At 69.8% G+C, this 25551-nt stretch carries 17 protein-coding genes and 2 pseudogenes; 11 read left to right on the top strand and 8 right to left on the bottom strand.

Annotated features, from left to right (window positions below):
* The first annotated feature begins 9 nt into the window (after window positions 1–9).
* The 6 genes from IPG50_08545 to IPG50_08520 all read left to right on the top strand — a co-directional run bounded on the left by IPG50_08545 (window position 10) and on the right by IPG50_08520 (window position 7389).
* Window positions 10–1140 carry a hypothetical protein gene (locus IPG50_08545; protein ID MBK6692238.1) on the top strand — a complete coding sequence of 377 codons (1131 nt, stop codon included), beginning with the start codon at window positions 10–12 and terminating at the stop codon, window positions 1138–1140.
* Complete coding sequence (locus IPG50_08540; protein MBK6692237.1) at window positions 1085–2671, top strand: hypothetical protein; 1587 nt, start codon at window positions 1085–1087, stop codon at window positions 2669–2671. Before IPG50_08545 ends, IPG50_08540 begins: the two co-directional genes overlap by 56 nt.
* Window positions 2672–2772: 101 nt before the next feature.
* On the top strand, window positions 2773–3237 hold the full coding sequence (locus IPG50_08535) for a hypothetical protein (GenBank protein MBK6692236.1): 465 nt from the start codon (window positions 2773–2775) through the stop codon (window positions 3235–3237).
* Between the two features lie 30 nt (window positions 3238–3267).
* Complete coding sequence (locus tag IPG50_08530) at window positions 3268–3657, top strand: hypothetical protein (GenBank protein ID MBK6692235.1); 390 nt, start codon at window positions 3268–3270, stop codon at window positions 3655–3657.
* Window positions 3658–3707: 50 nt separating this feature from the next.
* A complete protein-coding gene (locus tag IPG50_08525) occupies window positions 3708–4667 on the top strand; it encodes an esterase (GenBank protein ID MBK6692234.1) in 960 nt (319 codons plus the stop codon).
* Between the two features lie 103 nt (window positions 4668–4770).
* Window positions 4771–7389, top strand: a complete 2619-nt coding sequence (locus IPG50_08520) for a phosphoenolpyruvate synthase (GenBank protein ID MBK6692233.1) — start codon at window positions 4771–4773, stop codon at window positions 7387–7389.
* Here IPG50_08520 and IPG50_08515 read toward each other — a convergent pair.
* Window positions 7376–8728, bottom strand: coding sequence for a protein kinase (locus IPG50_08515; GenBank protein ID MBK6692232.1), 1353 nt, complete (start codon window positions 8726–8728; stop codon window positions 7376–7378). The two genes, IPG50_08520 and IPG50_08515, sit on opposite strands and share 14 nt — an antisense overlap.
* A 61-nt stretch (window positions 8729–8789) precedes the next feature.
* A complete protein-coding gene (locus tag IPG50_08510) occupies window positions 8790–9431 on the bottom strand; it encodes a hypothetical protein (GenBank protein ID MBK6692231.1) in 642 nt (213 codons plus the stop codon).
* 135 nt (window positions 9432–9566) lie between these two features.
* Between IPG50_08510 and IPG50_08505 the strand changes: the two genes are divergently transcribed.
* From IPG50_08505 to IPG50_08485, 5 genes and pseudogenes are all read left to right on the top strand, one after another.
* A complete protein-coding gene (locus tag IPG50_08505) occupies window positions 9567–10475 on the top strand; it encodes an RluA family pseudouridine synthase (protein MBK6692230.1) in 909 nt (302 codons plus the stop codon).
* Window positions 10463–11161, top strand: a complete 699-nt coding sequence (locus IPG50_08500) for a hypothetical protein (protein ID MBK6692229.1) — start codon at window positions 10463–10465, stop codon at window positions 11159–11161. The genes IPG50_08505 and IPG50_08500 overlap by 13 nt, the downstream gene beginning before the upstream one ends.
* Before the next feature lie 170 nt (window positions 11162–11331).
* Window positions 11332–12243: pseudogene (locus IPG50_08495) on the top strand (serine/threonine protein kinase).
* A gap of 791 nt (window positions 12244–13034) precedes the next feature.
* Window positions 13035–13436, top strand: a complete 402-nt coding sequence (locus tag IPG50_08490) for a hypothetical protein (protein MBK6692228.1) — start codon at window positions 13035–13037, stop codon at window positions 13434–13436.
* Window positions 13433–13822 carry a hypothetical protein gene (locus tag IPG50_08485; protein MBK6692227.1) on the top strand — a complete coding sequence of 130 codons (390 nt, stop codon included), beginning with the start codon at window positions 13433–13435 and terminating at the stop codon, window positions 13820–13822. The genes IPG50_08490 and IPG50_08485 overlap by 4 nt, the downstream gene beginning before the upstream one ends.
* Before the next feature lie 8 nt (window positions 13823–13830).
* Here the strand turns inward: IPG50_08485 and IPG50_08480 are convergent, their stop codons facing one another.
* From IPG50_08480 to IPG50_08455, 6 genes and pseudogenes are all read right to left on the bottom strand, one after another.
* A complete protein-coding gene (locus IPG50_08480; GenBank protein MBK6692226.1) occupies window positions 13831–14457 on the bottom strand; it encodes a hypothetical protein in 627 nt (208 codons plus the stop codon).
* A gap of 19 nt (window positions 14458–14476) precedes the next feature.
* Window positions 14477–18125 (bottom strand): annotated as a pseudogene (gene mfd / locus IPG50_08475) (transcription-repair coupling factor).
* Between the two features lie 92 nt (window positions 18126–18217).
* Window positions 18218–20548, bottom strand: a complete 2331-nt coding sequence (locus IPG50_08470) for an MMPL family transporter (protein ID MBK6692225.1) — start codon at window positions 20546–20548, stop codon at window positions 18218–18220.
* Between the two features lie 137 nt (window positions 20549–20685).
* Window positions 20686–21990: an HlyC/CorC family transporter gene (locus IPG50_08465; GenBank protein ID MBK6692224.1), complete on the bottom strand. Its 1305-nt coding sequence runs from the start codon at window positions 21988–21990 to the stop codon at window positions 20686–20688.
* Between the two features lie 70 nt (window positions 21991–22060).
* Window positions 22061–24274: a transglycosylase SLT domain-containing protein gene (locus IPG50_08460; protein ID MBK6692223.1), complete on the bottom strand. Its 2214-nt coding sequence runs from the start codon at window positions 24272–24274 to the stop codon at window positions 22061–22063.
* Window positions 24267–25514, bottom strand: a complete 1248-nt coding sequence (locus IPG50_08455) for a site-specific DNA-methyltransferase (GenBank protein MBK6692222.1) — start codon at window positions 25512–25514, stop codon at window positions 24267–24269. The genes IPG50_08460 and IPG50_08455 overlap by 8 nt, the downstream gene beginning before the upstream one ends.
* Window positions 25515–25551 lie beyond the last annotated feature (37 nt).

The following is a 25551-nucleotide window of genomic DNA, read 5'->3' as shown; positions in this document are numbered from 1 at the left end:
TCCCCGGCCGTGTCTCAAGGTCTCCGCACGACGACCCTCCTCGCGCTCACGGCGATCTTCGCTTGCGCGCAGGCTGCTTGCGGTGGCTCGCAAGCGGCCGTCGGCGTCGAGCACGTCGCGGAGACTCGTCGCGTCAAGGCGGCGACGCCGCGCGCCACGGAGCTCTTGGTCGCCGGCGCCAACGACCGGCTCATCGGGCCGATGTTGGCTCGCGGCGAGCTGCGGAACTTGGTTGCCTGGGTGGAGAGCGGCGAGCAGGGGGCGCGCCACATCCGCGCCGTCTTGACGGACCCGGCAGGCATCCCGCTCGCTGGCTCACGCGAGCTCGTTTCCGCCGCCGGCGACGTGACCTCGCTGGTCACAAGATCCTTGGTTGGCGGTGGGTTCCTCGTGGCCTGGACCACGCTCGCCGACCGCGGCGAACACCTGCGCATCCTCACCGTTTCCGACACCGGCGTGCCCACGGCACCGCTCGAAGTCGCCAAAACGAGCGACGACATGGTTTGGGTCGAGGTCGTCGTCACGCGACGTGGCGTCGTCTTGTTCTGGGCCGAAGAGACCCGCGACGAGACCGCCAACGTCCTCGCGATGGCCCTCGACGCGCGCGGCGCGCCGCGAGGCGTGCCGAGCTTCATCGCGCGGAACGTGCTCGGTTGGCACGCCGTCGCCGCCGGGGAAGGCGCCGTCCTCGGTGTGCTCACTGGCAAGCGATCGGCCGGGCGTGGCGCCAGCCTCGACAAGCTCGCGCAGGGGGGCGAGGGCTACGCGCTCTCGCTGGTGGGCCTCTCGGGGGAGGGGGCCGTGGTCGGGCCCGCCACCGAGATCGTGGCGCGCGGCGTCCAACCCGACTTCACGATGGTTCGAGCCAAAGGGGGCCTCGTCGCTGCCTGGACCGATCGCACAGGTGTTGAGCCGGAGGTCAAGGCGCGCTTCGTCGACGAGCACCTCCGATCGGTGCCCGTGCCGGCGCTCTCGTCGCCGGCCTTTGGTACGAAGCTCCTCTCTCTCTCCGCTCGCGCGGGGAGCCCTCGTCGCTTACGAAGAAGCGGCGCCCTCGCGCGCAGGCCGCGCCTCGCGTCGGGTGATGTTGGCGCGCGTCACGGCACAAGGGGCCGAGGCCCCGACGGTCGTGGAGCTTGAGGGCACGAGCGTCCCCGAGCTCGCCGCCTTTGGCGACGGGGCGGCGCTCTTGGGTCGCGTCCGCGTCTGCGAGCGCCACGAGAGCGACGAGGCCTGCGCCGCGGCGCCCTTCGCCGCGGGAGCCATCGAGCTCGATGGGCAACTGCGCGTGACTCGCGCGGAGCGTATCGAGTACGGCGAGCCGCGCGAGCCGGCTCAGCTCGCGTGGAACTTGAGCTGCGGCTCCTCGTCGACGAGCGCGGGGTGCCTCGCGCTTGCGCTCGGCAGCGCCCTCCGCGAAGCGCCGGAGGCGGGCCAGCGGATCTTGTCGGCTCCGCTCTTCGGCGTCCGCGGCGGGACCCGCCGCGCGCTCGTCACGCCTTTGCACGCGCCGGGGCGCCCGCGTCCGCGACAGGCGACCACGCTCCTTCGTAGCGACGCCGTGGCGCAGATCGCCACCACGCGGGCCCGCGGCAAGCTGGCGCTCGCCGTTCTCTCGCGCGGCGGTGAGGCGCAAGGCCTCGCAAAGAGCGGCGCGCCCGGCGGCGCGGGCGCGCTGTCGACGCTTCATCTCTTGGGCGTCGGCGCCGCTGACGCCGCGCCGGTGCTCGTGTCGTCGCGCGCCGCCGCCGCCGGGGGCGTCAGTATGACGACCGCGCCCGACGGCGCCATCGTCGTCGCGTGGGCCGCGCGGGACGACGGCGGCGCGGCGCGCATCAAGCTCGCGCGCTACCTCGCCGACGGCAAACGAGGGCCCGAGCTGCTCGTGACGACGCGCCGCGGCGACGTGTCGAGCGTCAGCGTCGTGGCCGTGGCCGGCGGTTTCGTCGTGGGTTGGGTCGACAACCGCGACGGTCAGGGGGAGGTCTACACGGCCAAGGTCACCGAAGACCTGGCGCGCGTGTCGGAGCACCAAAGGATCACCACGGCGCCTGGCGACGCCGGCGATCTCGCGATGCTCTCGCACCCGAGCGGCGTCGTCTGGCTCGCTTGGTCCGACCCGCGCGAGAGCCCGCGAGAAGGAAAGGGCGACGTCTACGTCGCCACGGTGCGTGCGAAGGACGCGCGCAAGGTCGGGGAGGAAGCCAAGGTGCTCGCGACGGCCGCCCACTCACGCTCTCCGTCGCTCGCCGTGGCCGGTGACGGCGCTGCCCTCGCGTGGATCGAGGAAGCGCCCATCGGCTCCGACGTCGATGGGCAGGCCGCGTACGGTGCGATGTTGGCGACCCTCGACGCTCGCCTTCACGTGACGCGCGACGCGCTCAGGCTCCGCGGCGCGGGAGCCGGCGCGCCCGTCGGTGTGCTCCTCGACCCGCTGCGGGGGGGCACCTCGGGTTTGCTCCTTCGCAGCACCGCGGGCGAGCTCGCCCTCGACGCGTTTACGACCGAGACGGCGGGCCGCGTCGTGACGTCTTGGATCCTCTCGCCGCTCGGCCCGCCGACGCTCGACCTTCCGCTAGCCATCGACGACGTCGACCTCGTGTTTGCAGAGGAAGGTCGCGGCGCCACCGAGCACCGGGTACGGCACGTCACGCTCGATTGGGGCCGCTGAAAAAAAGTCGCGACGCGCGCAACTTTCGTCGCCGCGTCGCCGATAGGCCTTGTTGACGCCACGAGCTCCCCGCTCGCGAGGCGATTCCAAGGAGAGCCGTCATGAGAATTGGTCCGCAGCCTTCGGAGGTCTCGTTCGTCGCCTCGGCCCCCAGGCCCACACCGACGCCGCCGCAAATCCGCTTCGCCGAGGTTCTCTCCTCGCAGGCGGGCTCGCTCGTGCGCGGCGCCGAGGCCACCATGCGCGGGCTCCCGGGCGCTCCACTCCTCGCCCTCGCACTTCGAGGTCCCCAAAGCCTTTCGCCGCGCGGCCTCGCGGCTCCGTCGGTGGGCCCCGCGAGCGGGGTCGCGACCAACGCGGAAGGCCCAAGCGCACCGGCCGGCGGCGGGGGCGTCACGCCCGGCGGAGGCATCGAGTCGTCGATGACCGAGTCGCAGGAGATGAACATGTATTTTTTGCGAATTCAGGAGGCGATGAACGCTCAAAATCGAACCTATTCGGCGCTGTCCAACGTCTTGAAGGCGCAACACGACACCGTGAAGAACGCCATCTCGAACATTCGCTGATGCGGCCGCCCTTCCAGAGGGCGGCGCATCGTGCGAACGTTTCCATTCGTCATGGGCATCGATGGAATTGGCAAGAAGGGCCCGGCCGCGCCGGGGGCGAACCCCGCCGACGCCACGCCGGTCACGGGAAAGAAGGCCTTCGAGGTTGAAGGCGTCGTTCGTCCCGACGCGTCTCCGCCCATCGACGCCGCGCGGGAAGCGAGCCCCCTCGCGCGACTCGAACGCGGCGAGATCGACGTCGACGGCTACGTCGAGCTTCGCGTCGAAGAAGCGACCCGTCACTTGAAGGGCCTCCGGCCCGAAGACCTCGAGCTCGTGAAGAGCGAGCTTCGCCACCGGATGCAAACCGATCCGGCGCTCGTTGACCTCGTGACATCCATTGCGGGCAAGGCGCCAACGGCCGCGTCCTCGGACGAGTGACGGCGCACGGCGACTGGGGGCGTGCTCGCCTCACGCGGCGCGCGTGTCTCGTGGGCCTTCCCTTGGTCGGCGCGTGCTCCCGTCGCGAGGCGCCGCCCACGCCCGCGCCGACGGCCACGGCCAACGTGCCCCGCGCTCAGACCGACGCGACTTCGTCGGAAAGAGCGCCGCCCCTCCACGCGGCCGCGTCCGCCGACAGCGCATCGCGTCCAACGCCCTTGGTGCAACGCATGGAGTGGGACTTCGGCTCTCGCGGTCGTGTGGTCGTGCTGCTGGCGCGTGCCGATGATTCGGTGCGCGTCCCGGTCGTCGTTGCGCTCCACGGCCGCGGCGAAGCGCTGAAGGGACCCGTGCGCGGTCCCGACGGCTGGCCCCGCGACTACGCGCTTGCGCGCGCCATGGGCCGCGTCTTCGCGCCTCCGCTCGCGACCTCGGACTTCGAAGGTCTCATCACGGGAGAGCGGCTCCGGAGCATCAACGCTCGCCTTGTGGAACGCCCCTTTCGCGGTCTCGCCGTGCTCTCGCCGTTCCTTCCGGACTTTGACTGGAACGCACCGTCCGACGAGCTCGTCCGAAGCTACGCGCGCTTTCTCCTGGATGAGGTCGTCGCGCGGGCACGCCGGGAGCTGCCGGTCCTAGCTACGCCCTCGGCAACGGGCATCGACGGCGTCTCGCTCGGTGGCGCGATGGCGCTAAGGGTCGGCCTTCGGTACCCCAAGGAGTTCGGCGCCGTCGGGACCCTCCAGTGCGCGCTTCAGCCTGGCTTCGCCGGGGCGCTTGCGCGCGAAGCCTTCCGCGCGCGTCGCGAGAATCCGGCCCTCGCGCTCCGCGTCGCGACCAGCGTCGACGACTCCTTCAAGGAGTCCAATCGGGCGCTCTCCGACGCATTCACGGCGGCCGGTGTCGCGCACACGTTCGCCGATCACCTCGGGCCCCACGACTACGTCTGGAACCGCGGCCCCGGCTCCTACGAGCTCCTCCTCTTTCACGACGCGTCGTTGAGGCCGTAGCGCTTCGTTCCTGGACGCTGGCGCGTCGGGAGCGCCCCCGGCGCCACGCGCAAAAATGGATGGGCCTCGGTGCTCGCGCGGACGTGTAGAATTGCCGCCGGCGATGCCTCACATCGTTTCCCTCGCGACGCTCGCCAAGAAGCGAAAAGGCGACGACGCGCGTGTCGTCGGCGGGAAAGCCGCGCGGCTCGTGTGGCTCCACAAGGCGGGCTTCGCGGTCCCCGAGGCGTGGGTCGTCTCGAGCAAGGTGTGGAGCGAAGCGAGGCGCTTGCTCCCCGCGTCGGCAGACCCCAAGGCACTCTTGCGCTCGGTCTCCGCGCACAGCTTCCCGTTGCGGGTGGCGGAGGCGCGGCAAGCGATCCTCAGCGCGACCTTGCCCGATGGGCTCGAAGGGGAGCTCGAAGAGCTGTGGGCGACGGTGAAGGACAACGCGCCGTGGGGTCTCGCGGTGCGCTCCAGCGCGACCTGCGAAGACGGAGCCGTCGCCTCCATGGCGGGCCTCGCCGAGACTCGCCTCGCGGTCTTCGGGCCCGCGCGCTTGGCCGATGCGATTCGAGACGTTTGGGCGTCGCTCGCCTCCGGTCGTGCGCTCTCCTATCTGGCGCACAACGGCGTCCGCGACGTGGCGATGGCCGTCGTGATTCAGCGGATGGTCTGCGCCGAGGCCGCCGGCGTGATGTTCACCCGCGCCGACGGCGACGGCGATGGCGCGAGAGACCGCGTCGTCAACGCATCTTGGGGCCTTGGCGCTCCCGTCGTGCACGGCGTGCAGACGCCCGACATGTTGCGACTCGACAAGGCGGGAGCCGTCAAAGAGTCGCTGATCGCGCACAAAGACTCGGAGCTCGTCGTCGCCGCGGGCGAGCTGGTCTTGCGTCCGGCGCCGTCGCCCGACGCTGCGTCCCTCACGGAGGCGAACTGCCGAGCGTTGGCCGATTTGGCGTCGCGCCTCGAGGGTCTTGAAGACGTCGCGTGGGACGTGGAGTTCGCCATCGACAAGGAGCGCATTTGGCTCGTCCAGGCGCGGCCTGTCACGGGGCAGGGATTTCCTGCCGGCGGTGAAGCGGCGACGGTCTGGAGCAACGCGAACGTTGGGGAGGCGCTGCCCGGCGTCGCCACGCCGCTCACGTGGTCGGTGGCAGGCGCCTTCAGCGACGCGGGCTTTCGCCGCGCCTTTGCCACGCTGGGGTGCACGGTCCCGAAGAGCGCGGTGCTGGTCGGGGACGTCTACGGTCGCTTCTACTTGAATCTCTCGCAGTTCATGCGCGTCGCTGCGCAGGTCCCTTGGCTGTCACCCAAAACGCTCGTCGAGCTTGGCGGCGGCGCTGGCGGTGACGAGCTCGCGCGAGACGTTGGCGAAGTCTCGCGAAGGGGCTTCGTGGCGCGGCTCCCGCTCACGGCGACACGCCTCTTGTCGGAGCAATGGCGCCTCGACAGCGAGGTCGAGCGCTTCGAACGCGACGCCGAGTCGTCGCGGCGCACGTACGCGGCCCTCGACCTCGCCATCTTGCCCGACGAAGCGCTGGCCCGAACCATCCGCGATCTCCAAGGGCTCCTCGAGCGCACCGGCAACGTCATGTTGACGTGCGCCTCGAGCGCCCTCGGGAGCCATTTGGCGCTCAAGGCGCTGCTCTCGCGGGTCGCGCCGGGGCGCGCCGAATACCTCGCGCAGGCGCTCACCGCCGGCATCCGCGATCTCGAGAGCGCGCGGCCCGCCATCGGTGTCCTCCACGTCGCGGAGCTGGCGCGGCGCGAACCGCTGGCGCTGGGCGCCATCCAGAGCGTCGAGACGACCGTGCCCGAGCAGTTGCCTGAGGGGCCCACGCGGCGCGCCTTGGTGAGCTTCCTCGAGCTTTACGGCGATCGCGCCGTTCGCGAGGCCGAACTGTCGACGCCACGCTGGCGAGAGGAGCCGCGCGTCGTGCTCACGATGTTGCGCGTGGCGTTGCGCGGCGAGGGGCGCGACGTCGAGGCGCAGCTCGCCCGGACGCGCTCGCAGGTCGACCTCGAAGGCTCGCGCCTCCTCTCGAGTCTCAACGTCGTGAGCCAGACGACGGTGCGCCACTTGGTGGCGCGCGCGCAGAAGGCCGCGCGCTTGCGAGAGCGAATGCGCGCCTGGGTCACGCGCGTCCTTGGCATGCTTCGTACGGCGTTCCTCGATGCGGAGCGGCGGCTCGTGCGCCTCGTGCCCGACCTCGGCGGGCCCCACGCCATTGAGTCGGTCTTCTTTCTCACCGTCGACGAGGTCGTCGGGGTCCTGCAGACGGCTCGCGTCGACATCGCACCGCTCGTGCGCGCGCGCCGCGCCGAATACGCGCGCAACGTCGCGAGGCCCGACCCGCCGGGGACCTTCGTGGGCGCGCCGCCGACCATCGTCGCGCCTCCCACGGGCGGCGATCTCCTGCGCGGCAGCAGCGGCTGCTCCGGCGTTGTAGAGGGGCGAGTCCGCGTGATCCCGTCGGTTGAGCGCATGGGAGAACTTGAGCCCGGCGAGGTCCTCGTGGTGCGGTCGACGGACGTCGGCTGGACGCCTCTGTTTCCCATCGCCCTCGCCGTTGTCACGGAGCTCGGCGGACCGCTGTCGCACGCGGCCATCGTGGCTCGCGAGCTGGGCGTCCCGACGGTGGTCAACGTTGCCGGAGCCACGCGCGCGCTGCGCACCGGGGACCTCGTGCGCGTCGACGGTGAGCGAGGCACCGTCGAACGACTCACTCGTTCGTGAAGCTCCTCCGCGAGGGCCGCATCGAGCGCGGCGTCTCGCCGGTCTGGCGGCAGTGAAGGTATTCGGTCACGAACGCCTTGAGCTGCGTCTGCAGGGCGCCGTCCTTCGGCAAGAACATGGCGACGCCTAGCTCGTAGAGCAGTTCCACGTCGCCAGGGTCCGCGTCGACGCTCACGGCGACGATGTTGCACCGCTCGGCGAGTCGCTCGCCACGCAAGTACATGAAGAGCTCGATGCCGCCCATGTCCGGCATCATGAGGTCTAAAACCATGATGTCCGGTGGCCGCTTCTTGACCTGATCGAGCGCTTGTTTCGCGTTGTTCGCGACGAGGATCTCCGCGTTTGGCGCCGCGTGCCTCACGTACATGGCGAGGAGCTGCGAGGTGTAGCGCTCGTCGTCGACGACGAGGACGCGGAGCGGCCCGTCGTTGGAGCTCAAGCGGCCCAGCTGGTTTCGAATCGCGCGGAGCTGCCACACGACGCTCTCGACGGACGGCCGCTCCCGGGGCTCCTTGCCCAGGAGCTCGCGTACGAGCGCCGTCAGCCGCGGCGGCACCGGCTCGGGGCCGATGGGTTCGGGGACGGCGGCTTCGCGATGCAGCGTCTCGTAGCCGAGGAGCGTGGTGGCCTCGTAGGGCAGTCGCGTCGTCAGCATCTCGAAGGCGATGACCCCGAGCGCGTAGACGTCGACGAGGTGCGCGGCGCCGGGCGCCACGTCGCGGCGAAACACCTCGGGCGCCATGTAGGCGGGGGTTCCCGCTAGGTAGCCGGGTTTGGAAGGTGCGCCCGACTCCGGTTGCATAAGCCCGAAGTCCGTGAGGACGACGCGGCTGCCGGGCGCCAGCATCACGTTGGCTGGCGTGAGATCGCGGTGAGCAATGCCCGCGCGGTGGACCGCCGCGAGCCCTTCCGCGATGCCCAAGAGGACATCGAGCGCCTCTTCGACGACGAGGCCTTCACCGGTGATGCGTCGCTTGTCGATGTGGCTCATCAGCGTCGTCCCCGGCACGTGCTCCATCACCATGAAGGGAACACCTTCGTGTTCGTCGAGGGCGTGCACGGAGACCAAGGCCGGGTGGCGCAGCGCAGCGAGCGCGCGCGCCTCGAGGGCGATGTGCGGCAGCCCGGGGCGCGACGTCTTGATGGCGATGCGACGGTGGAGCTTCAGATCCCAGGCGTCGTAGACCTCGCCCATGCCTCCTTGGCCGAGGACGCCGCGGACTTCGTAGATGCCGCGAAGGACGTCACCCACCTGAAAGGAGCTGCTCCCCGGTGGGATTGACCCGGCGACGCTGACGTCGGACGCGTCACCGGCAAACGCTACGGGGGGCGGGCTCACTCCGGGAATGGTCGCGTCCATGGCTAGGTGTGCTGCTCGAGGAGGGCCGAGTGCGTCCGCCTCAGAGCTTGACGGACCCGCTGTGACACGCGTTGCAGTTTCCGATGGCGGGAGACGACCCCATGGTCCGGGTGCCATTTTGGTTCCGTACGCCCGGGCGCACGGAGAAATTCACGCCGGCATCTTGCGCGGCGGCGAGCGGCACGAACCAGTTGCCATCCTCGTCTGTGTAAGCGGAGATGGCTGCCGTCGTGTAATAGGCCTTGAGTCTCACTTCGGCCATGTGGGCCGGCCCGCCATCGACCTGGAAGCGCACCGTGCCACCGGCGAAGAACGGCCTCGTAGCCGCGGAGCCGCCGACCTTGTGACAATCAAGGCACAGCGTGTTTGCTGGGTTGCTCTTGGGCGTGTTGGTTGTGGCGTGTCCGGCGTCGCTGCGCGACGACGGGCCGGGAATGCCGATGTAAGGCTCGGCGAAATCGAAGGCGCGGCCCGCATCGAACGGTGGCTCGACGTATTGGTCGATGCTCGCATCGGCGACGGGAGTGGGGGCCGCATCGACCGTCGACCGGGCATCGACGGCGACGCTGCCCGCATCCTTTGGGGCGTCGGGGATGGGGTCGGAGCACGCAAAGAGCCAAGCGCCCAACGCGGCCGCCCCCACCCAACTGCGACCGCCAAGCTTCGAAACGCCGTGTGTCATCTCACCTCGAGACCGCCGGACGCGTCGAGACCGCGGACCGCGAGTCGGCCTTCGAACGTAGCGCATCCGAAGTCGGCCCCGCTATTGTTAGCGAACGCCTCGCATGCCCACCTCGTCCCACCGCAACGTGATCTCGTGAAGCGCTTCGTGCTCGAGCGCCCTATGGAGGTCTGGGAGGTGCTCGCTTCGCTCGGTGAAACGCCAGCGGCAGTGAACGAAGGCCGCGTCTTCCTTGGAGCCTACCGGCTGACCGATGCTTCAAAGCGGCTCGCTGCAGGCGAGTCCATTCGTGTCGCTGCTCCGGTAGGAGAAGCGGGCACACTGCCCCTCCTCTTCCAAGACGACGACTACGTCGCCGTCGCGAAGCCGGCCGGCATCCCCACCGTGCCCAGCCTCGAGGGCTCGCGCGGTTCGCTGATCGACGTCGTGGCGCGCCAGCTCGGCCTCTCAGACAAGGCGCTCCACGTCACCTCGCGCCTCGATCGGCTCGTGAGTGGCGTGGTGACCTTGGCCAAGAGCCCCGCCGCGGCTCAGCGCATCCTTCAGGCGCGCGAGGCGGGGACACATGCCCGTCGCTACGTGGCTCTCGGTATGTTGGCCCCTGGCGCCGACGCGTTGGACGGCGCGTGGACCTTCGCCATCGGTCGTCATCGAAAGAGCGCGATGCTTCGCGCGGTGAACGGTCCCGAAGCCAAGCCGGCGCGTTCCCGGGTGCGCTTCGTCGCCGAGGCTGGCTCGCGCAGTTGGCTCCTCGCGCTCGCCCCCGAAACGGGACGCACGCACCAGCTCCGTGTGCACGCGAGCCATGCGGGGGTGCCGCTCCTCGGCGACCGAGACTACGGCGGAGCGGCGCGCCTCGTGCTCGCCGGCGGGCGCGTTGTGGCTCTCGCTCGCGTGGCCCTGCACTGCGCTCGCGTGGCCGTGCCGTGCCGCGGTGGGGTTGTCTCGGTTAGCGCTCCTGTCGCGCCTGAGCTCACGAGCCTCTGGGCCTCTCTTGGCGGAAGCCCTGAAGCGTGGGATACCGCCATCGAGTGCGACCTTTAGAGCGTATTTCACAGTGCCACCACGCGGCCGTCGCGGCAGCCAAGGTTGGCAGGCAAGTCGGGCAAGAGGTGCTCCCGCCGAAGGCGGGCGCGCTCGGGCGGAGCCTCGCGGTTGCGGTCGGCGCCTGCGTCGTACCGCTCTTCGTGCTCGTGGCGTCGGGCGCATCGGCGGCTCAAGACGGTGGCTTCTACAGCGGCAGCCCCAAGAGCTCCGACGCGTCCTTGGATGCGCGCTCCGACGCGCGCTCCCGCGACAGCGGTCCCATCGCACCGATTCCGCCGGACCCGACGCCGCTGGAGGACAAGCGCCAGTGGGTCGTCGACCTCAGGTGGGTCAAGGGCGAGGTCTTTCTCACGGCCGTCCACAAAGTCGAGCTCGAAGCTCCGCGCGCGACCCCGCGCGTCATGGGACGCTTCGCGCTCGAGCTCTTTGAGGGCCCGACGCTCTTGGAGCGCGTTCGCTTCGATTTTCCTGGCCTCATCGATGGCGACATTGTCGACGCCGGCCACGGCGGCGCGCCTCGCATCGACAAGAACCTCACGACCCGCATCGGAGTTCTTTTCCCGCGTACCGCTCGCGGAACGCGCTTCGAGCTCTGGGATCGCGCCACCGATCGCCGATGGCCCCTCGGTTGGCCGCTCGCGGAAGGGGTCCGATCGGGGCCCCCCACGGACTCGCGCCTTTGACGCTGCCGCCGCGGGATCCTTGGGGAAGCGGCCGCCACAAGATCGATTTTCCCGCTGCCCCGTCCAACCCTCGCACGCCGATTCGCGGCATGCTCCGACGGAGGCGCTCGGGAAGGCGCTAAGGGCCATCGTCTCGGCGGAACGAATCGGATCTCCCCAATTTCGGAAGTATGCGATGTTACGGGTCCGAAGGCGCTCTGCCGTCAGACAAAGCCGCAGGCCCCAACGGACAGGTGACCCCCAGTGAGGAACGTTCCGTGAGCGATGCCCCTCCCCTCGTCGGCAAAGTGGTCGGCGGGAAATATCGGATCATCAAGCTGCTCGGCGAGGGCGGCATGGGCGCTGTTTTTCTCGGCGAGTTTAACCTAGGGCCGACGGTCAAGAAGGTCGCCGTCAAGACGCTGCACGCGCACCTGTCCCACGACCCGAAGATTGTGGCTCGGTTTGAGCGCGAGTGCGCCACCGTGGCCGAGCTTCAACATCCAAACACGATTCAGGTGCACGACTTCGGCAAGACCGACGACGGCACGCTCTACATCGTGATGGAGTACGTCGAGGGGCGGAGCGTCGCCGAGATCCTCGAGCAGGAGGGCCCGATGGATCCTCCGCGCGTGCTCAAGATCATGCGCCAGGTGTGCGGCTCGCTGGCCGAGGCGCACTCGCGCGGCATCGTCCACCGCGATCTGAAGCCCGACAACGTCGTTCTTTGCGAACGCGCCGGCCAAAAGGACTGGGTCGAGGTGCTCGACTTCGGCATCGCCAAGCGCTCCAACGAGCACGACCCGAACGAGCAGAAGCTCACGCAGCAGGGCATGGTTCTCGGGACGCCGCCCTACATGAGCCCGGAGCAATTCACCGGCAAGCCCATCGACGCACGCAGCGACATCTACTCGCTCGGTGTCATGGCCTACGAGATGCTCACCGGCCGGTTGCCGTTCTCCGGCAACACCGCGTGGGAGTGGGCCACGCAGCACATGACCGCGCGGCCCGTCGCCATCGAGTCGTTGCCGGCCGGAACGCGCGTGCCCGCGGGCATGCGCAACGCCATCAACCGCGCCCTCTCGAAGCAACCGGAAGAACGCTTCGATGACGTCACGGGCTTCATCGACGCCTTCGACGCCGATGTCGCGGCCGGCGCGGCGACCCCCGCACCGGCGCCGGCCGATGGGCGTCAAAAGACCGAGATGGCGACGCCTATGCAAGCGCCGCCGGGCGTCTACGCGCCCGCGCCCATGCATGCGCCGACGCCGATGGGCCCGGCGCCGGGCCCCGCGATGGCCGCTCCCGGTTATGGAACGCCCGCGAGCGGACACCAGGCCTTTGCGGCGGCGAGCACCGAGAGCAAGGGGCTGCCGCGAGGTCTCATCTTCGGCGCCATCGCGGTCTTGGGCATCGGGTCCATTGTGGCCGTGCTCGCGGGCCTCGGCGTCTTCAAGTCGAACACCCCGACCGGTGATCCGAACGTCTTCGGTGGCACAACCACCGCGGCTCCTCCGCCCACCGTGATCCCCACGACGCCAACGGCGCCAACCGAGACGACCCCGACGGCGGCCACCACCGCCGTCAAGCCGCTCGATCCGGTCAAGACGCCGACGCCCGTCGGGAAGACCACGAAGCCGGCGACGTCGACGGCCACGACGCCGTCGACGCCGACGCCTCCCACGCCGCCGCCGCCGCCGACAACCGTGACGCCGCCACCGCCGCCGCCACCAACGACCGTGACGCCACCGCCGCCGCCGCCGCCGAAGCCGAAGATCGCCGAGTGCGATGTCGCGCGAAAGTTCTGCAACCACCCGGCCGCCGGCACCGACAAGAGCATCCAGAACCTCTGCGTGACCAACAAGCAGGCGTGTTTTGCCAAGGGAGGAACCCTGTGAATCAGCGTCGCAGTCGACGTCGCTTGCCGGTCACGTTGCTCCTGGCCATTGCCCCTGCCGCATTGTTTGTAGGTTGCAGCAAAAAGGTCGACCCCGCGGCCTTCGACGCCGGCAGCGCCGCCGCCTCGCCCGCCGCGGCGCCGGTCCTCGCGCCCTCGGCAGCCGCGTCGGCGCCCGTCGAGGAGGCGCCTGCCGCCCTCGCGTCGCTGGCTCCTGCTGGCAAAGCCCCGCCCGTGGCTGCCGACAAGGCCGCGCCCAAGAAGCCCAACAAGGCGCTGCCCGAGTGCGAGACGGCGCGGAAGTTTTGCAATCACCCGGCCGCCGCGACCGACAAGGCCATTCAGAACCTGTGCACCACCAACAAGCAGTCGTGTTTCGCAAAGGGAGGAACACTTTGAGCCTCAAGCAATCGGTTCACGCCCGCTTCATCGGTCTCGGCGTCGCCTCGACGCTGGCGGTCTTCTCGCTCGCGTGCGGCAAGAAGGTCGACCCCGCGGCGTTCGATGCGGGCGCACCGGCCGAGCCGGTCGTCGCCGCTGCCGTGCCTTCGGCCCCCGTCGCCGCGGACGACGCTTCCGTTGCCGCCTTGGCCTCGGCGCCGCCGGTCGTGAAGAAGGTGGCCCCCAAGGTCGCGCCTTCGGCCGCCGCGCCGCGCACCGACCTTCCCGATTGCTCGAACGCGCGGACGTTCTGCGGGAGCCCCAAGGTCACGACGGACGCGAAGACCAAGCGCTTGTGCGAGGCCTTCACGGCCGAGTGCAAGGCCAAGGGCGGCGCGCTGTAGAGCGACGTTTAGGGCTCGTTCGGGAAGCGGCAATACGCCGCCGCCGCCGCGGTCCTTGGTACACAAACCATCGAGCGTGCGGTGCACGCCTGGGGGATGCAATCGCCGGTGTCGCAGTCGTTGGCGGCACAGACGCCGGCGGGCCCGAAGGACGCGGAGCAGCAGCCCGACCAACACGACGGGCGCCCGCCCGTCGCGGCGCAGTTCGAGCAGTAGAAGCGCTCGTTCGCCTGTTTGCTGCACGTCTGCCCGGAAGCGCAGACGATGCCGCAGCCGCCGCAGTGTTTCGGATCATCGATGCGCTGGGTCGTGCCGTTGCAGCAGATCTGGCCGCCGGTGAGCAGGGCGTTGGGCTGACCGGGCCCACACGCGGTGGTCGCCGGTGCGTCGTTGGACGGTGCCGTCGCGTCGGCGACGGGCGTCGGGACCAAGGGCGCTCTGGCATCCGGCTCGCCGCCGGCGTCCTCGTCTTCGGACGGCTCGTGCTCCTCGAAACGAACGAGGAACGTGCAGGACGCCATCAGCGAGAGCGCGAGGGCCGCGAGCCGCGAAAGAAGCGGGGCTCTCGGCCCGTCGCCACCGGCAGCGCGCTCACGAGCGCCGTCGCTGGCGCCATCACTCGCGGGGGGGAACATCGACGTCATTCTTATGGCTTCATTTCCAGCAGCGCGCCAGTTCGCCGAGCGTCGCTTCGACGTTGGCGAGGCCGTTCCGAACGCCGTCGAAGCGCCTCACGAGCCTCATGTCGGGCGTGAGCCGGTAGGGGCTCTTCGGCGCGCGGACGAGCTCGAGGATCTTGCCCGAGTCGAGCGGCGTGTCGTCGCGCAAGTGCAACGTGACGCTCTTCGCGTTGGCGTCGCAGCCCACGGCACGCATCTTTCGGAGCTCCGTCTTGATGGTCATGAGCTGGACAAGGCGACGCGCGACCTCGGGCGGGGGACCGAAGCGGTTCTCCATCTCTTCCGCCAGCTCACCGACCTGCGCCTCGTCAATGGCGCTCGCGAAGCGCTTGTAGAGCGACAGCCGTACGCCGACCTCGGCGACGTAGTCCTCCGGCAAGAGCGCTTCTACGTCTACCGAAAGCTCGGGGTCGATGTCGTGGACGACGGGCTCGCCGCGCAGCTCGTGGACCGCCTCGTCGAGCATCGCGCAGAAGAGCTCGAAGCCGACGCTGGCGACGTTGCCCGACTGCTCCGCGCCGAGGAGATCGCCGGCGCCGCGGAGCTCGAGGTCGAGCGACGCGATGTGAAAGCCGCTGCCGAGCTCCGTGTGGCGCTCTAGCGCCTCGATGCGCGCCCGCGACTCGTCGGTCATGGAGCCCTCGGGCGGAACGACCAGGTAACAATAGGCCCGCTCCTTGGAGCGGCCGACGCGGCCGCGGAGCTGGTAGAGCTGCGCCAGGCCGAAGAGGTCGGCGCGATCAATGATGATCGTGTTCGCGCGCGGGATGTCGAGGCCGCTCTCGATGATGGCCGTCGCCGCCAGCACGTCGTAGCGGCCCTCGACGAAATCGAGCATCGTCTTCTCGAGCGCGCTCTCGGTCTTGTCGGGCCCGCCGCCCTCGGTCTTGCGCCTGCCACGGGCCATTTGCCCGTGCCCCACCGCGATGCGCGCCGACGGGACGAGGCTCTGAAGCTTCGCGGCACGCTCGTAGAGGCCCTCGACGCGGTTGTAGACGTAGAAGATCTGGCCGCCGCGCGCGAGCTCACGCTCGACGGCCTCCTTGATGACCAGCTCGTCGTACCGCGTCACGATGGTGCGCACGGCGCGACGATCCGCGGGCGGCGTCGTGATGAGCGAGAGATCGCGCATGCCGCCAACGGCCATCTGCAAGGTGCGTGGAATCGGCGTTGCCGTCAGCGTCAACACGTCGACGACGGCGCGGAGCTGCTTCATTCGCTCCTTGTGGGCGACGCCGAAGCGCTGCTCTTCGTCGACCACGAGGAGCCCCAGGTCTTTGAAGCGGATGTCTTTGGAGAGGAGGCGGTGCGTGCCCACGACGATGTCGCAACGCCCCTCCTTGAGCATCAGCATGGTCTCGTCTTGTTCGCGCTTCGTCTGAAAGCGGCTCATGGCTCGGAATGACGAGCGGGTGGCCCTCCATGCGCGCCTCGAAGGTGCGAAAGTGCTGCTGCGCGAGCACCGTCGTGGGGCACATAATCGCCACCTGTTTGCCGGCCATGGCGACACGGAACGCGGCGCGCATGGCCACCTCCGTCTTGCCGAAGCCCACGTCGCCGCAGACGAGTCGGTCCATGGGCGCGGGCCCTTCGAGGTCCGCGTTGACCGCGGCGATGGCGCGGGCCTGATCCGGCGTTTCGTCGAAGGGGAACGTCGCTTCGAAGGTTCGGAGATCGTCGTCGACGGGGGAGAGCGGCGGCCTTAGCTGGGCCTTGCGCTCCGCGTAGAGGCGCAAGAGCTCGTCGGCCATCTGGCGCACGGCCACGCGGACGCGGGCCTTGGTCTTCTCGAAGGTCGAGCCGCCGAGGCGATCGAGCTTCGGCGCTGCGTTCTCGCCGCCCTTGTATTTTTGGACCTGATTGAGCCGGTAGACCGGCAGGTAGAGCTTGTCGCCGCCGCCGTATTCGATGGCCAAGAGGTCGACGGCCATGCCGCCGACGTCCTTGTGGACGAGGCCCAGGTAGCGCCCGATGCCGTGGTCCACGTGCACCACGAAGTCGCCCATCGCGAGCGAGCGGAGGTCCTCGAGGAACGCCTTCGACGGATCGTCCTTGCGGCGCTCGCGGGCTCGATGCGCCCGCTGACCAAAGATCTCTTCCTCCGTGATGAGCGCGAGGCCGTCAGCCGGTAGCAGCACGCCGTGGGCGAGCGCGCCGACGATGATCTCCGCCTGCGCCTCCGGCGGAGCGGCGACGGCTTCTTCGGTGGCTCGCGCCCCGTGCACGTGGCATGTGATCCCTTGGTGCGAGAGCAGGAGGCGAAGCCGCTCCGCTTGCGTCGCCGCTCGCGCCGCGATGACCACGCGAAGACCATGCTCGCGAAAGGCCCGAATGCGCACCGCGAGGGGCTCGAGCGTGGCCGTGCGACCGCGCCCCGTTCGCGCGGCCCGAACGGCGCGTGTGAGCGCGTCATGGCTCCGCGACGCGAGATCGAGCTCGCCCGTTGACGTGGCAAATTGACCGAGCCCGGTGCCGCCGTCGCCGCGAATGGGCGTGGTGTGGAGCGACACGACGCGCCGCTGCAAAAGGGCCTGCGCCGCGTCTTCTGGTGCCAGGTAGAAGGCGTCGGGCTCGTAGTGCGGGTGCCCCTCTTTCGCTGCCGCGTCGGCGACGGCACGTTCGCGCTCGGCGGTCGCCTCGGTGGCGATGGTGGAAGGGGCGTCGAGGATCACGTAGCGAGCGCCGCCCACGTAGTCGAAGAGCGTCGCCAGCTCGCCGTAGTAGGCGGGCAAGTAGCCGTCGGCGCCGAAGAAGGTGCGGCCCGAGAGGACGTCGTCGGTGAGGGCGCGCGTCTTGGTGGTGGGGAAATCGATGGCGTCGCAGAGGTCCACGATGCGCTTCTTTGCCGCCGCCTGAACATCGAGCGACAGGATGGCCTCCCGCACCGGTGGCAAGACGATGTGCGGAAGCGTCACGTCTCCACCGCCCGCGTCCTTGGGCTTCTTCTTCGTCTTCTGGTCGACGGCGTCGAACGGTTTGATGGTGACGACGATGTCGCCGTAGAGCTCGATGCGCACGGGATCGTCGGACGACGCAGGCCACACATCGATGAGGCCCCCGCGGACGGCGAACGAGCCCGGATCCTCCACCAAGGGTACGCGCAGGTAACCGGCGTCGGCGAGTGCGCGGACCAGCGAATCCCGGTCGACCTCCTCCTCCGCAACGACCCGCGCCGCGGCGGCCGTGAGCACGTTTTGGGGAACGAACCGCCGCACGAGCGCCGCCGCGGGCACGACGAGGACGCGCCAGCGCTCCTTCGCCAGGTGAAACAACGTCGCGAGGCGCGCCATCGCCGCGCGCCGATCGGGGCTCACGTCCGCGTAGGGCGACGACTCGTTGGGCACGAGCAACAGAACCTCGGCGTTGCCGGTCTCTTCGGCGACGTCGGCGTCGTCGGCGAGTTCATTCGCTTCGTCGCCTTGGGAGGTGTCTCCTCCCGTCACACGGGACAGGCTGGCGTGGGACAAGAGGAACGTCAGATCCGCGGCGGCGCGTCGCGCCGCGTCCACGTCGGCGGTGACGAACACGACCTGTTCCCCGCGGTTCGCGAGCCGTGCCGCGAGGAGCGGACCGGCAGAGCCCGTCACGCCCGAGACGTCGACGTGGCCTCGCGGCGCGCGCATGATCTCGCGCGTGGCCTCCGCGAGCGTCTTCGCCGAAACGCCTTCCGGCGGCAGGATCGGCTCCGCGAGCGCGAGCGCGTCTTGGTCCGTGGTCACGACGACGCCTCTTCTTTTGCCAAGAGTCGCAGCGCCGCGGGCACGACGATGAGCGCGACGACGAGCCCGAGCGCGCTGCCGAGGGCGCCGACGGTGCCGAGATCGCGCAGCCCCTCGAAGCGGCAGACGAGCAGCGCCCCGAAGCCGGCCGCCGTGGTCACGGCCGTCGATGCGACGAGGGGCCCCTGCTCCAAGATCGCGTCCTCGAGGCGCGCGCCGGCGCGGCGCGCCGCAAACAAGAGGAACATCGACTCGTCCATCGTGATGCCGACGAGCACCGGGAGAACGAGCGCGTCGTAGACGTGCCAGCGGACGTGGAGAAACCGCATCGCCAGCGCCACCCACGCGAGCTCGAGCGTGATGGCCAAGAGCGCGATGCCCACATCGACGGAGCGACGCAAGAGCGCGCGCAACGCCACGATGACGAGCACCAGCGCCACCAGCGCCACGCGCGGGAGATCGCGGACGAGCGTGTCTTTTAGCGCCTTCTCGAGGTGGTGATAGCCGGTCACCACCGTGTGAGGGCCCACGGATTGGATCGCGCGGAGCGCTTGCTCGTCGGCGGCGCGTTCTCCGAGGGGACGCACATAGCTGACGGCGAGCGCCCCGCCGCCATCGGTGGCGAGGTGCCGCGTGACGAGCCACGCGAAGGGACCGTGCGCGTCCGGCGCCACGACGGCGCGCGACGGCGACTCCCACGCTCTTAGCGCTGGCGCGAAGGCTTCGGCGTCGAAGCCCGTCTCCCGAAGCGCGGCTTCGAGAGCGCCACGCCGGCTCGGCAGGTCGAGCTTGTCTCGCACGTCGAGGCGGCGGCGCTGCGTGGCCTCCGCTGGGAGCATGGTGCCAAGGGCGTCGAAGCCGTCGAGCGTGCCCGCCTTGACGAGCTCTTCGAGGCGCTCGGTCACAAGGTCGCTGCGCGCCGCCGCTTCGCCGACGTCCTTGCCCGTCGACACCACGAGCCATTGCCCCTCGCGGCTCCCGAAGTGGCGGTAGATGTCGCGCTGCGTGACGAGCGGTTCGAGGGCCGCCGGCCGGATCGCCACGAGGACGTCGTTGGCCGACGGGAGGCCAAACATCGCGAGCAGCGGAAGCGGTGAGAGCGTCAAGAGGAGCGACAGAGCCGCCCGGCGCCGCGAACCCGTGAGCCATGCGATGCCTTCGAGGACCCGGTGACGTCTCGGCGAAGGGGGAGCGCCGCGCTCGAGGAGCACGCCGATCTCCGGTAGCAAGGCGAGGATCGCGACGGCCGTCAGCAGCTCGCCGGCCGCGCACATAAGGCCAAGCTGACGAACGGCCGACAGATCGCTCAAGGCCAAGGAGGCGAAGGCGAAGGCCGCGGCCGTTGCCGCGAGGAGCGTCGGTCGCATCGTCGCGGCGCGCGCGTAGGCCTTGGCGTCGGCGCCGTGGAGCCCCTCGCGCCGCGCATCGAGCAGCGCCGCGTACAGGTGCACGCCGGTGTCGACGCCGACGCCGACGACGACGGCGGCGAAGGCTGTGGCGATGGCGCTGATGCCGCCGGGAAAGAAGGCCGCGAGGCCCATGGTCCAAGCGGTGCCCAAGAAGAGCGGCGGGAGAACGGCGACGAGGGCACGCAATCGACCGAAGGTGAGAAGGAAAAACGCCGCCGCAAGCACCGATGACAACGCGCTCGACAGGATCATGTCGCGCCGGAGCATGTTGGCCGTCGCCGCGGCGATGGCGTGACCTCCCGTGACGCGGAGGCGCGTGCCCGGTGTGGCGGCTTTGGCCATGGCCTGGTCCGCGTCGCGCAAGAACCGCTCGGCGTTGTCGCCCTCGAAGGCGCTGCCCTTCGGTTCGGCGATGACGAGCCGCGCCGTGCCCGCTTCGTTGACGAAGGCGCCCCCGGCGAAGCCCTTCACGCCGGCCGCCAGCTCCATGCGAGCTTCGAAGGGAATGGCGGCGAGGCGGAGCGGGTCGAGCGCGAGCGCGCCGTCGTCGGTGGCGCCCGGCGCGAGCAAGAGCTCGCGGGTGCCGCGCAGCCGCTCGCGCATCCCGTCTTGGGTGACGGCCTTCGCGAGTCGCTCTCGCGCGTCCTTGTCGGCGAAGGCCCAGGCGAGCGTCGGATCGGGCGCGCGCATCGTTGGCGTCTCGTCGAGCACCCGCGCGATGGAGGCCTTGTGGCCCAGCTCGCTCGCGAGGGCTCGGGCCGCGGTCTCGGCGCTCTCGGGCGACCCTTCCACGAGAAAGACCGCCAGGTCGCCGCCGCCGAAGGCGCGCAAGAACCGCGTGAGCATCGCCGCCTCGCCGCCCGTTGGGAACAGGTCGGTCAGGTCGTTCGACAGGCGGAGCCGGCCGCTCGACCACACGGACAAAAGCGTGACGACAACGAGCGCGAGATGAAGGATTCCCGCGCGGCGCGGGGGCGTGCGGCGCCCCCCGGAGCCTCCGTTGCCTCCTCCTTTACCGCCTCGTTTACCTCGCGGGGCATCGCGAAGCGCGTCGCTCATGCCGGCTCGTCGGGAAGGATCTCGACCTTGAGGCGCGTCACGCGCCGCCGGTTCATCGTCAGGATCGTCGCGCGACCGTTTTGGCCGACGGGCACCGTGTCGCCGACCTTGGGCATGCGGCCGAGGGTCGCCAACACCGCCGCGCCCGTTGGCTCGGCGCCTTCGCCAGACTCGTAGGTGAGGCCCGCCAACCGTCCCAGCTCATCGAAGGTGGCGCGCGGGTCGATCTCAAAGACTCCCGCGTCGATCTTGACGACCGTGGCCTGCTCTTCGTCGGACTCGTCGCGAATCTCGCCGACGATCTCTTCGAGCAGATCCTCCAGCGTGAGGATGCCACTCGTGCCGCCGTATTCGTCGACGACCACCGCGATGTGCGTTTGGCCCGTCTGCATCGCGCGGAGCACGTCGAGGAGCCCCTGCGTCTCCGGCACAAAGAGCACGTCGCGGCGCAACGCTTCGAGGGACGTACCTCGTGCCGCGGCGCCGTTGCCGGCCAAGTCTTTGGCGTACAGGTAGCCCACGACCTCGTCGAGCGCGCGCTTCTTCGTCAGCGGAATGCGCGAATAGCCCTGGCTCTGGACGACGCGGAGCGCGTCGGCGGGCGTCGTGTCGACGGGCAGGGAGATCACGTCGACGCGGGGCACCATAGCGTGGCGCGCCGTGCGCTGGCCGAACCGTACGACGCGCGCCAAGAGCTCGGCCTTCTCTTTGCCCTTGGGCGTTCGCTGCGTGCTCGCGGCGAGGACCCCGAGGATCTCTTCCTCCGTCAGCGCCCCTTCGCTCACGTCAGAGCGGAGCCCCAACGATTTGAGGATCACGCGTCCCAAGGTCTCAAGGACCCACAGGAGCGGCCGAAAGCTGATGTGGAGAATGCGGAGCGGCGTGGCGGAGACGAGCGCCGTCGCCTCCGAGCGCTGGATGGCGACGAGCTTGGGGACGAGCTCGCCGATGAGCACGTGACCCAAGGTGAGAATGCCGAAGGACACGACGGCGATGATCGCGTGACGAGCTTTGCTCTCGGTCGCCGGGGTGCCGATGATGCTTCGAATGAAAGCCTCGACGGCCGGCTCACCGACCCAGCCGAGGCCGAGGCTGGCGAGGGTGATGCCGAATTGCGTGACGGAGAGGAAGCTGTCGAGCCGCTCGAGGACCATCTTGGCGTGGATCGCCGAGCGCTCCTTGCGCTTGATGCGCGCTTCGAGGATCGACTGCGTCGCGTGGAGCTTGACGAAGGCAAACTCCGCCGCGACGAAGAATCCGTTCAGCAGAATAAAGAGCGCGGCGAGAAGAAGGCCCAACACGAGATCCCGTCGGTCCTACCACGGGGGCGACCGGCGCGCAGCGCGCGAGACGACGGCCTTTTCGAGTGCCCTACTTGGGCTCGAGGGGGGCCAGGACGAGCTTCGGCAGCGCGTCGTCCCCGCCGCGCAAGTAGGCATAGCGCGCGAGATTTCCGAGGACGCGGACCACGTAGCCTCGCGTCTCGGCGTACGGGATCTGCTCCACGAAGACATCGAGCGGTACCGTCGGAAGCCGCGCGGCCCACTTGGCCACGTTGTCGGGGCCGCCGTTGTATCCCGCCACCGCGAGCGGCACGTTGTCGTGGAACCGTTCGAGCAACGTCTTCATGTAGCGGGCCCCGAGCTTGACGTTCAGGCTCGGCTGCGTGAGCTGGCTTTCTTCGAAGGACAGGTTGGTCTCCGCGGCGGCAACGCTGCGTGCCGTGTCCGGCATGAGCTGCATGAGCCCGACGGCGCGAGCGGGCGAGACGGCGTCGGGGTCAAACCCGCTCTCTTGCCGCATCACGGCGTGAACGAGCCCCTCGGGCAATTTGAAGGTCGCTTCGTTTGCGCTCACATCGTCGAGCCACGGCGCTGGATACGCGCATTGCCAAGTCCAGCGGGCGCGCGGCGTGGGGGCTGCGAAGAGGGCGCTTTGAGGGATCTGCTGCGCCACCTGGTAGCGACGTCGCCCGCGACCGAGCGCGCCGTACGCGGCGCACAGCGCCTCCGTCGAACGGCCCGGCGCGGCGGCCGTGACCGCCGACTCGCGCTCACGCAGCGCCGCTTCCGCGTCGTCGTCGAGCCCGAGGCGATGCAAGAGATCGACGGGGGGCGGGAGATTGACGCGAATCGGATCCGCAGGCGCCGTGTCAACGGTGGGGGCCGGCTCGAAGGACGCGGGCACCGCCGCCTTCATTTCGGCGAGCCGCGCCCGCGCCACGAGGGCCGGCCACGAGAGTGGGCGTGAGCGCGCCACGTCGGTCCAACGCGCGACCGCGAGCGTTCGGTCGCCGGCGCGTTGCGCCGCCAGCGCCGCCATCGTTCGGGCACGCGCCGCCGCAAGCGGTTCGCGGTCGTCGTCGCTGAGCTGCTCGAACAGTTGGATCGCTTGGCTGTGGTACCCGGCCAACAGGTACGAGAGCGCGCGCAGTCTCGTCGCCTCCTTGCGCTTGTCGCCGTGCGCCTTCTTGTGCTCGTCGAAGAGGCGCGCCGCCTTTGGTGAACGACCATGGAGAAGCTCGAGTCGCGCGGCGAGAAAGAGCGCCTCTTCTCCCCAAGGAGACGTCGGCGCCCGCCGCGCCAAATGAAGGAAGCGCTCGATGGCTTCGTCGTCGCGGTCCGCGCGCGAGAGGGCGCGCGCCGCCTTGAAGGACTCTTCCACGGCCCGCGGGCCGGCGAACTTCACACACTCGTCGTAGGCCCGAGCGGCCTCGCGCGCGTGGCTTCGCGATTTGTAGAAGATCTCGGCGCGGAGCTTGAGGCGTTCCAGTTGCGCCAGCGGGCCCGCGGCCTGCGGCATCTCTTCCACGGCCTTGATGGCGTCGTCGACGCGCCCCGCGTCGCCGAGGACCCGGGCGCGGCGCGTCTGCTCGGTGATGTCGAGGGGCTTGGTCGGCTCAAGGGCCGCGAGGCGCGCCAAGGCGCCTTCGGCCTCCGGGAGGTCGGCGCCTTCAACGGCGAGCCAACGTGCGTCGTCGATGTCTTCGCGGACCGAGCGACCGCCGAGCCGGAGGCGCCTCGCGCGCGCTTCTGCCTCGTCGCGTCGCGGTGTCTTTCCTGCGACGACGCGGTCCGCGGCGCTGCGGGCGCGCGCCGCGTCGAGCGCGCGCTCAAAGGCGCGCGAGGCCTTCAGTTGTTGCGACAAGCTCGCCTTCGACGCGTACCGTTCGCCGGCCTCTGCGAAGCGTCCCTTCGCCATGGCCGCATCGGCGCGTCGATCGAGCACGTCTTCCGCGAGAAGAGGCAGGGCTGCCTCGAGGCCGTCCAACAGACGATGGGCCAACGTACCGTCGCCGAGCTCGAGCGCGACGCGCGCGCGGAGGTACCGAAGCTCCGGCTGCTGTCGCGCCGCCTCTGTCAACGCATCGATGGCCTTGGCGGCCTCGGCGTAGCGCTCTTGGCGCACGAGCTCGGCCCACGCGGGGGGCGCGCTGGCGTCGAGCGGCCCGCTGGCGATGGCCACCTGAGCGTCGACCGCGCCGGGTGTCGCCGCGGGACGCTGTTCGCAAGCGACGAAGGTCAGGGCGATCGCGAGGCTGAGGGATAGGCCGGCGGAAGGGCGGCGGCGCGCGCGGTCAAGCATAGATGCCGAAGCCTCCTCTCGCGCTTTTGGCCTCGCCCTGGCCGACGACCTTTCGAATGCCGGCCGCGTCCTTGCCCGCGATGACGCGCTCCAGGCGGGGCACGCAAAGCTCGTCGAAGACGGCTTGTGACCCCTCGATGCCCACGTACTTGCGGCCGAGCTTCTCTGCGACGGCAGCCGTCGTGCCGCTTCCAAGGAAGGGGTCCAAGACCCAGTCGCCGACATCGCTAAAGAGCTGAACGATGCGCGCCAAGAGTCGCTCTGGCTTCTTGTTGCGTGAGAAGGTGACGCCGCCTTCGCGCGCGAGACCCTGGAAGGGGATGTCGTCCCATACGTTGGTGAGCGGCTCGACGAAGCAGCGTTCGCCCTCGTGGTCTTTGACCTTGTCGGAGAGGAAGAGCAGCCGGTTGCCTCCGCGCAAGATGAGCGGCCGGAACCCTTCGCGCTGGAGCACGAAGACGCGGCTCGGCTCGAGGCGCGAACGATCGATGAGCGCGCGTGCCTCCTGGCTTACGGCTTCGTAGCGAGGCTGCGCGAATCGCACGACGCGCTCTGGCTCGTCGAGGCAAAACCGGTCGACGCGCGCGGCGAAGACGTCGCGTCCAAGGGCCCGCGTCGCCGCGAGGCGAGAGGGGTAGCCCATGGCCTCGGCGACGGCGCGGCCGAGCGGCTGAAACGTGTAGGTTTCGGGCGGCGCCGCGCGGTCGGCGATGACGGTGCCGTAGGCCGGATCGCGATCGCGGCGACGGTATCCAGCGTTGGGGCGAAAGCGCCGCTTGTCCTTCGCGTAAACGAGCAGGTAGTCGGCGACGTTCACCGGGCCGCGATTGATGGCCTTGTGGCCGGTGGCGGCGCTCCTTACGACGGTCACGATGCTGACGCGGTTGTCGCGGCCGAAGACGTCGTCGAAAAGGGCGATCAGCGCCCCGAGCTCGGTGTCGTCGATCTCAGCGACGACGGTGCCGGCCTCCGCCATGAGCGGCGAGAGGAGCTCGAGGCGGACGCGCATCATCGCGCGCCACTCTTCGGGCGCCCGCGCGTCCTTGTACTCCTTGAAGGTGCGCCCCGTGTTGTAAGGCGGATCGACGTAAGCGAGGCGAAAGCGACCCCGGTGCGATAGGCCGAGGCGCGCCATGACGTCGAGGTTGTCGCCGCAGACGAGCGCGCTCTCCGCGTTCCGATTGCCGCGCTGGGCGACGCGACGGAGCGGGGTGAGCCGGGCGACCGGGTGTGCAGACACGGCGGAATGGTACGACGAACTTCGGGCGCGTGATCGT

The sequence above is a fragment of the Myxococcales bacterium genome, assembly GCA_016703425.1.
Taxonomy (GTDB): domain Bacteria; phylum Myxococcota_A; class Polyangia; order Polyangiales; family Polyangiaceae; genus JADJCA01.
Note: the sequence above shows the minus strand (reverse complement) of the source record. Positions and strands in the feature narration are given on the sequence as shown.

Coding starts and splice junctions, on each gene's coding strand:
- IPG50_08520 (MBK6692233.1), top strand. CDS start 4,771: ATGCCTCACATCGTTTCCCTCGCGACGCTCGCCAAGAAGCGAAAAGGC.
- IPG50_08535 (MBK6692236.1), top strand. CDS start 2,773: ATGAGAATTGGTCCGCAGCCTTCGGAGGTCTCGTTCGTCGCCTCGGCC.
- IPG50_08540 (MBK6692237.1), top strand. CDS start 1,085: ATGTTGGCGCGCGTCACGGCACAAGGGGCCGAGGCCCCGACGGTCGTG.
- IPG50_08480 (MBK6692226.1), bottom strand. CDS start 14,457: ATGTTCCCCCCCGCGAGTGATGGCGCCAGCGACGGCGCTCGTGAGCGC.
- IPG50_08460 (MBK6692223.1), bottom strand. CDS start 24,274: ATGCTTGACCGCGCGCGCCGCCGCCCTTCCGCCGGCCTATCCCTCAGC.
- IPG50_08510 (MBK6692231.1), bottom strand. CDS start 9,431: ATGACACACGGCGTTTCGAAGCTTGGCGGTCGCAGTTGGGTGGGGGCG.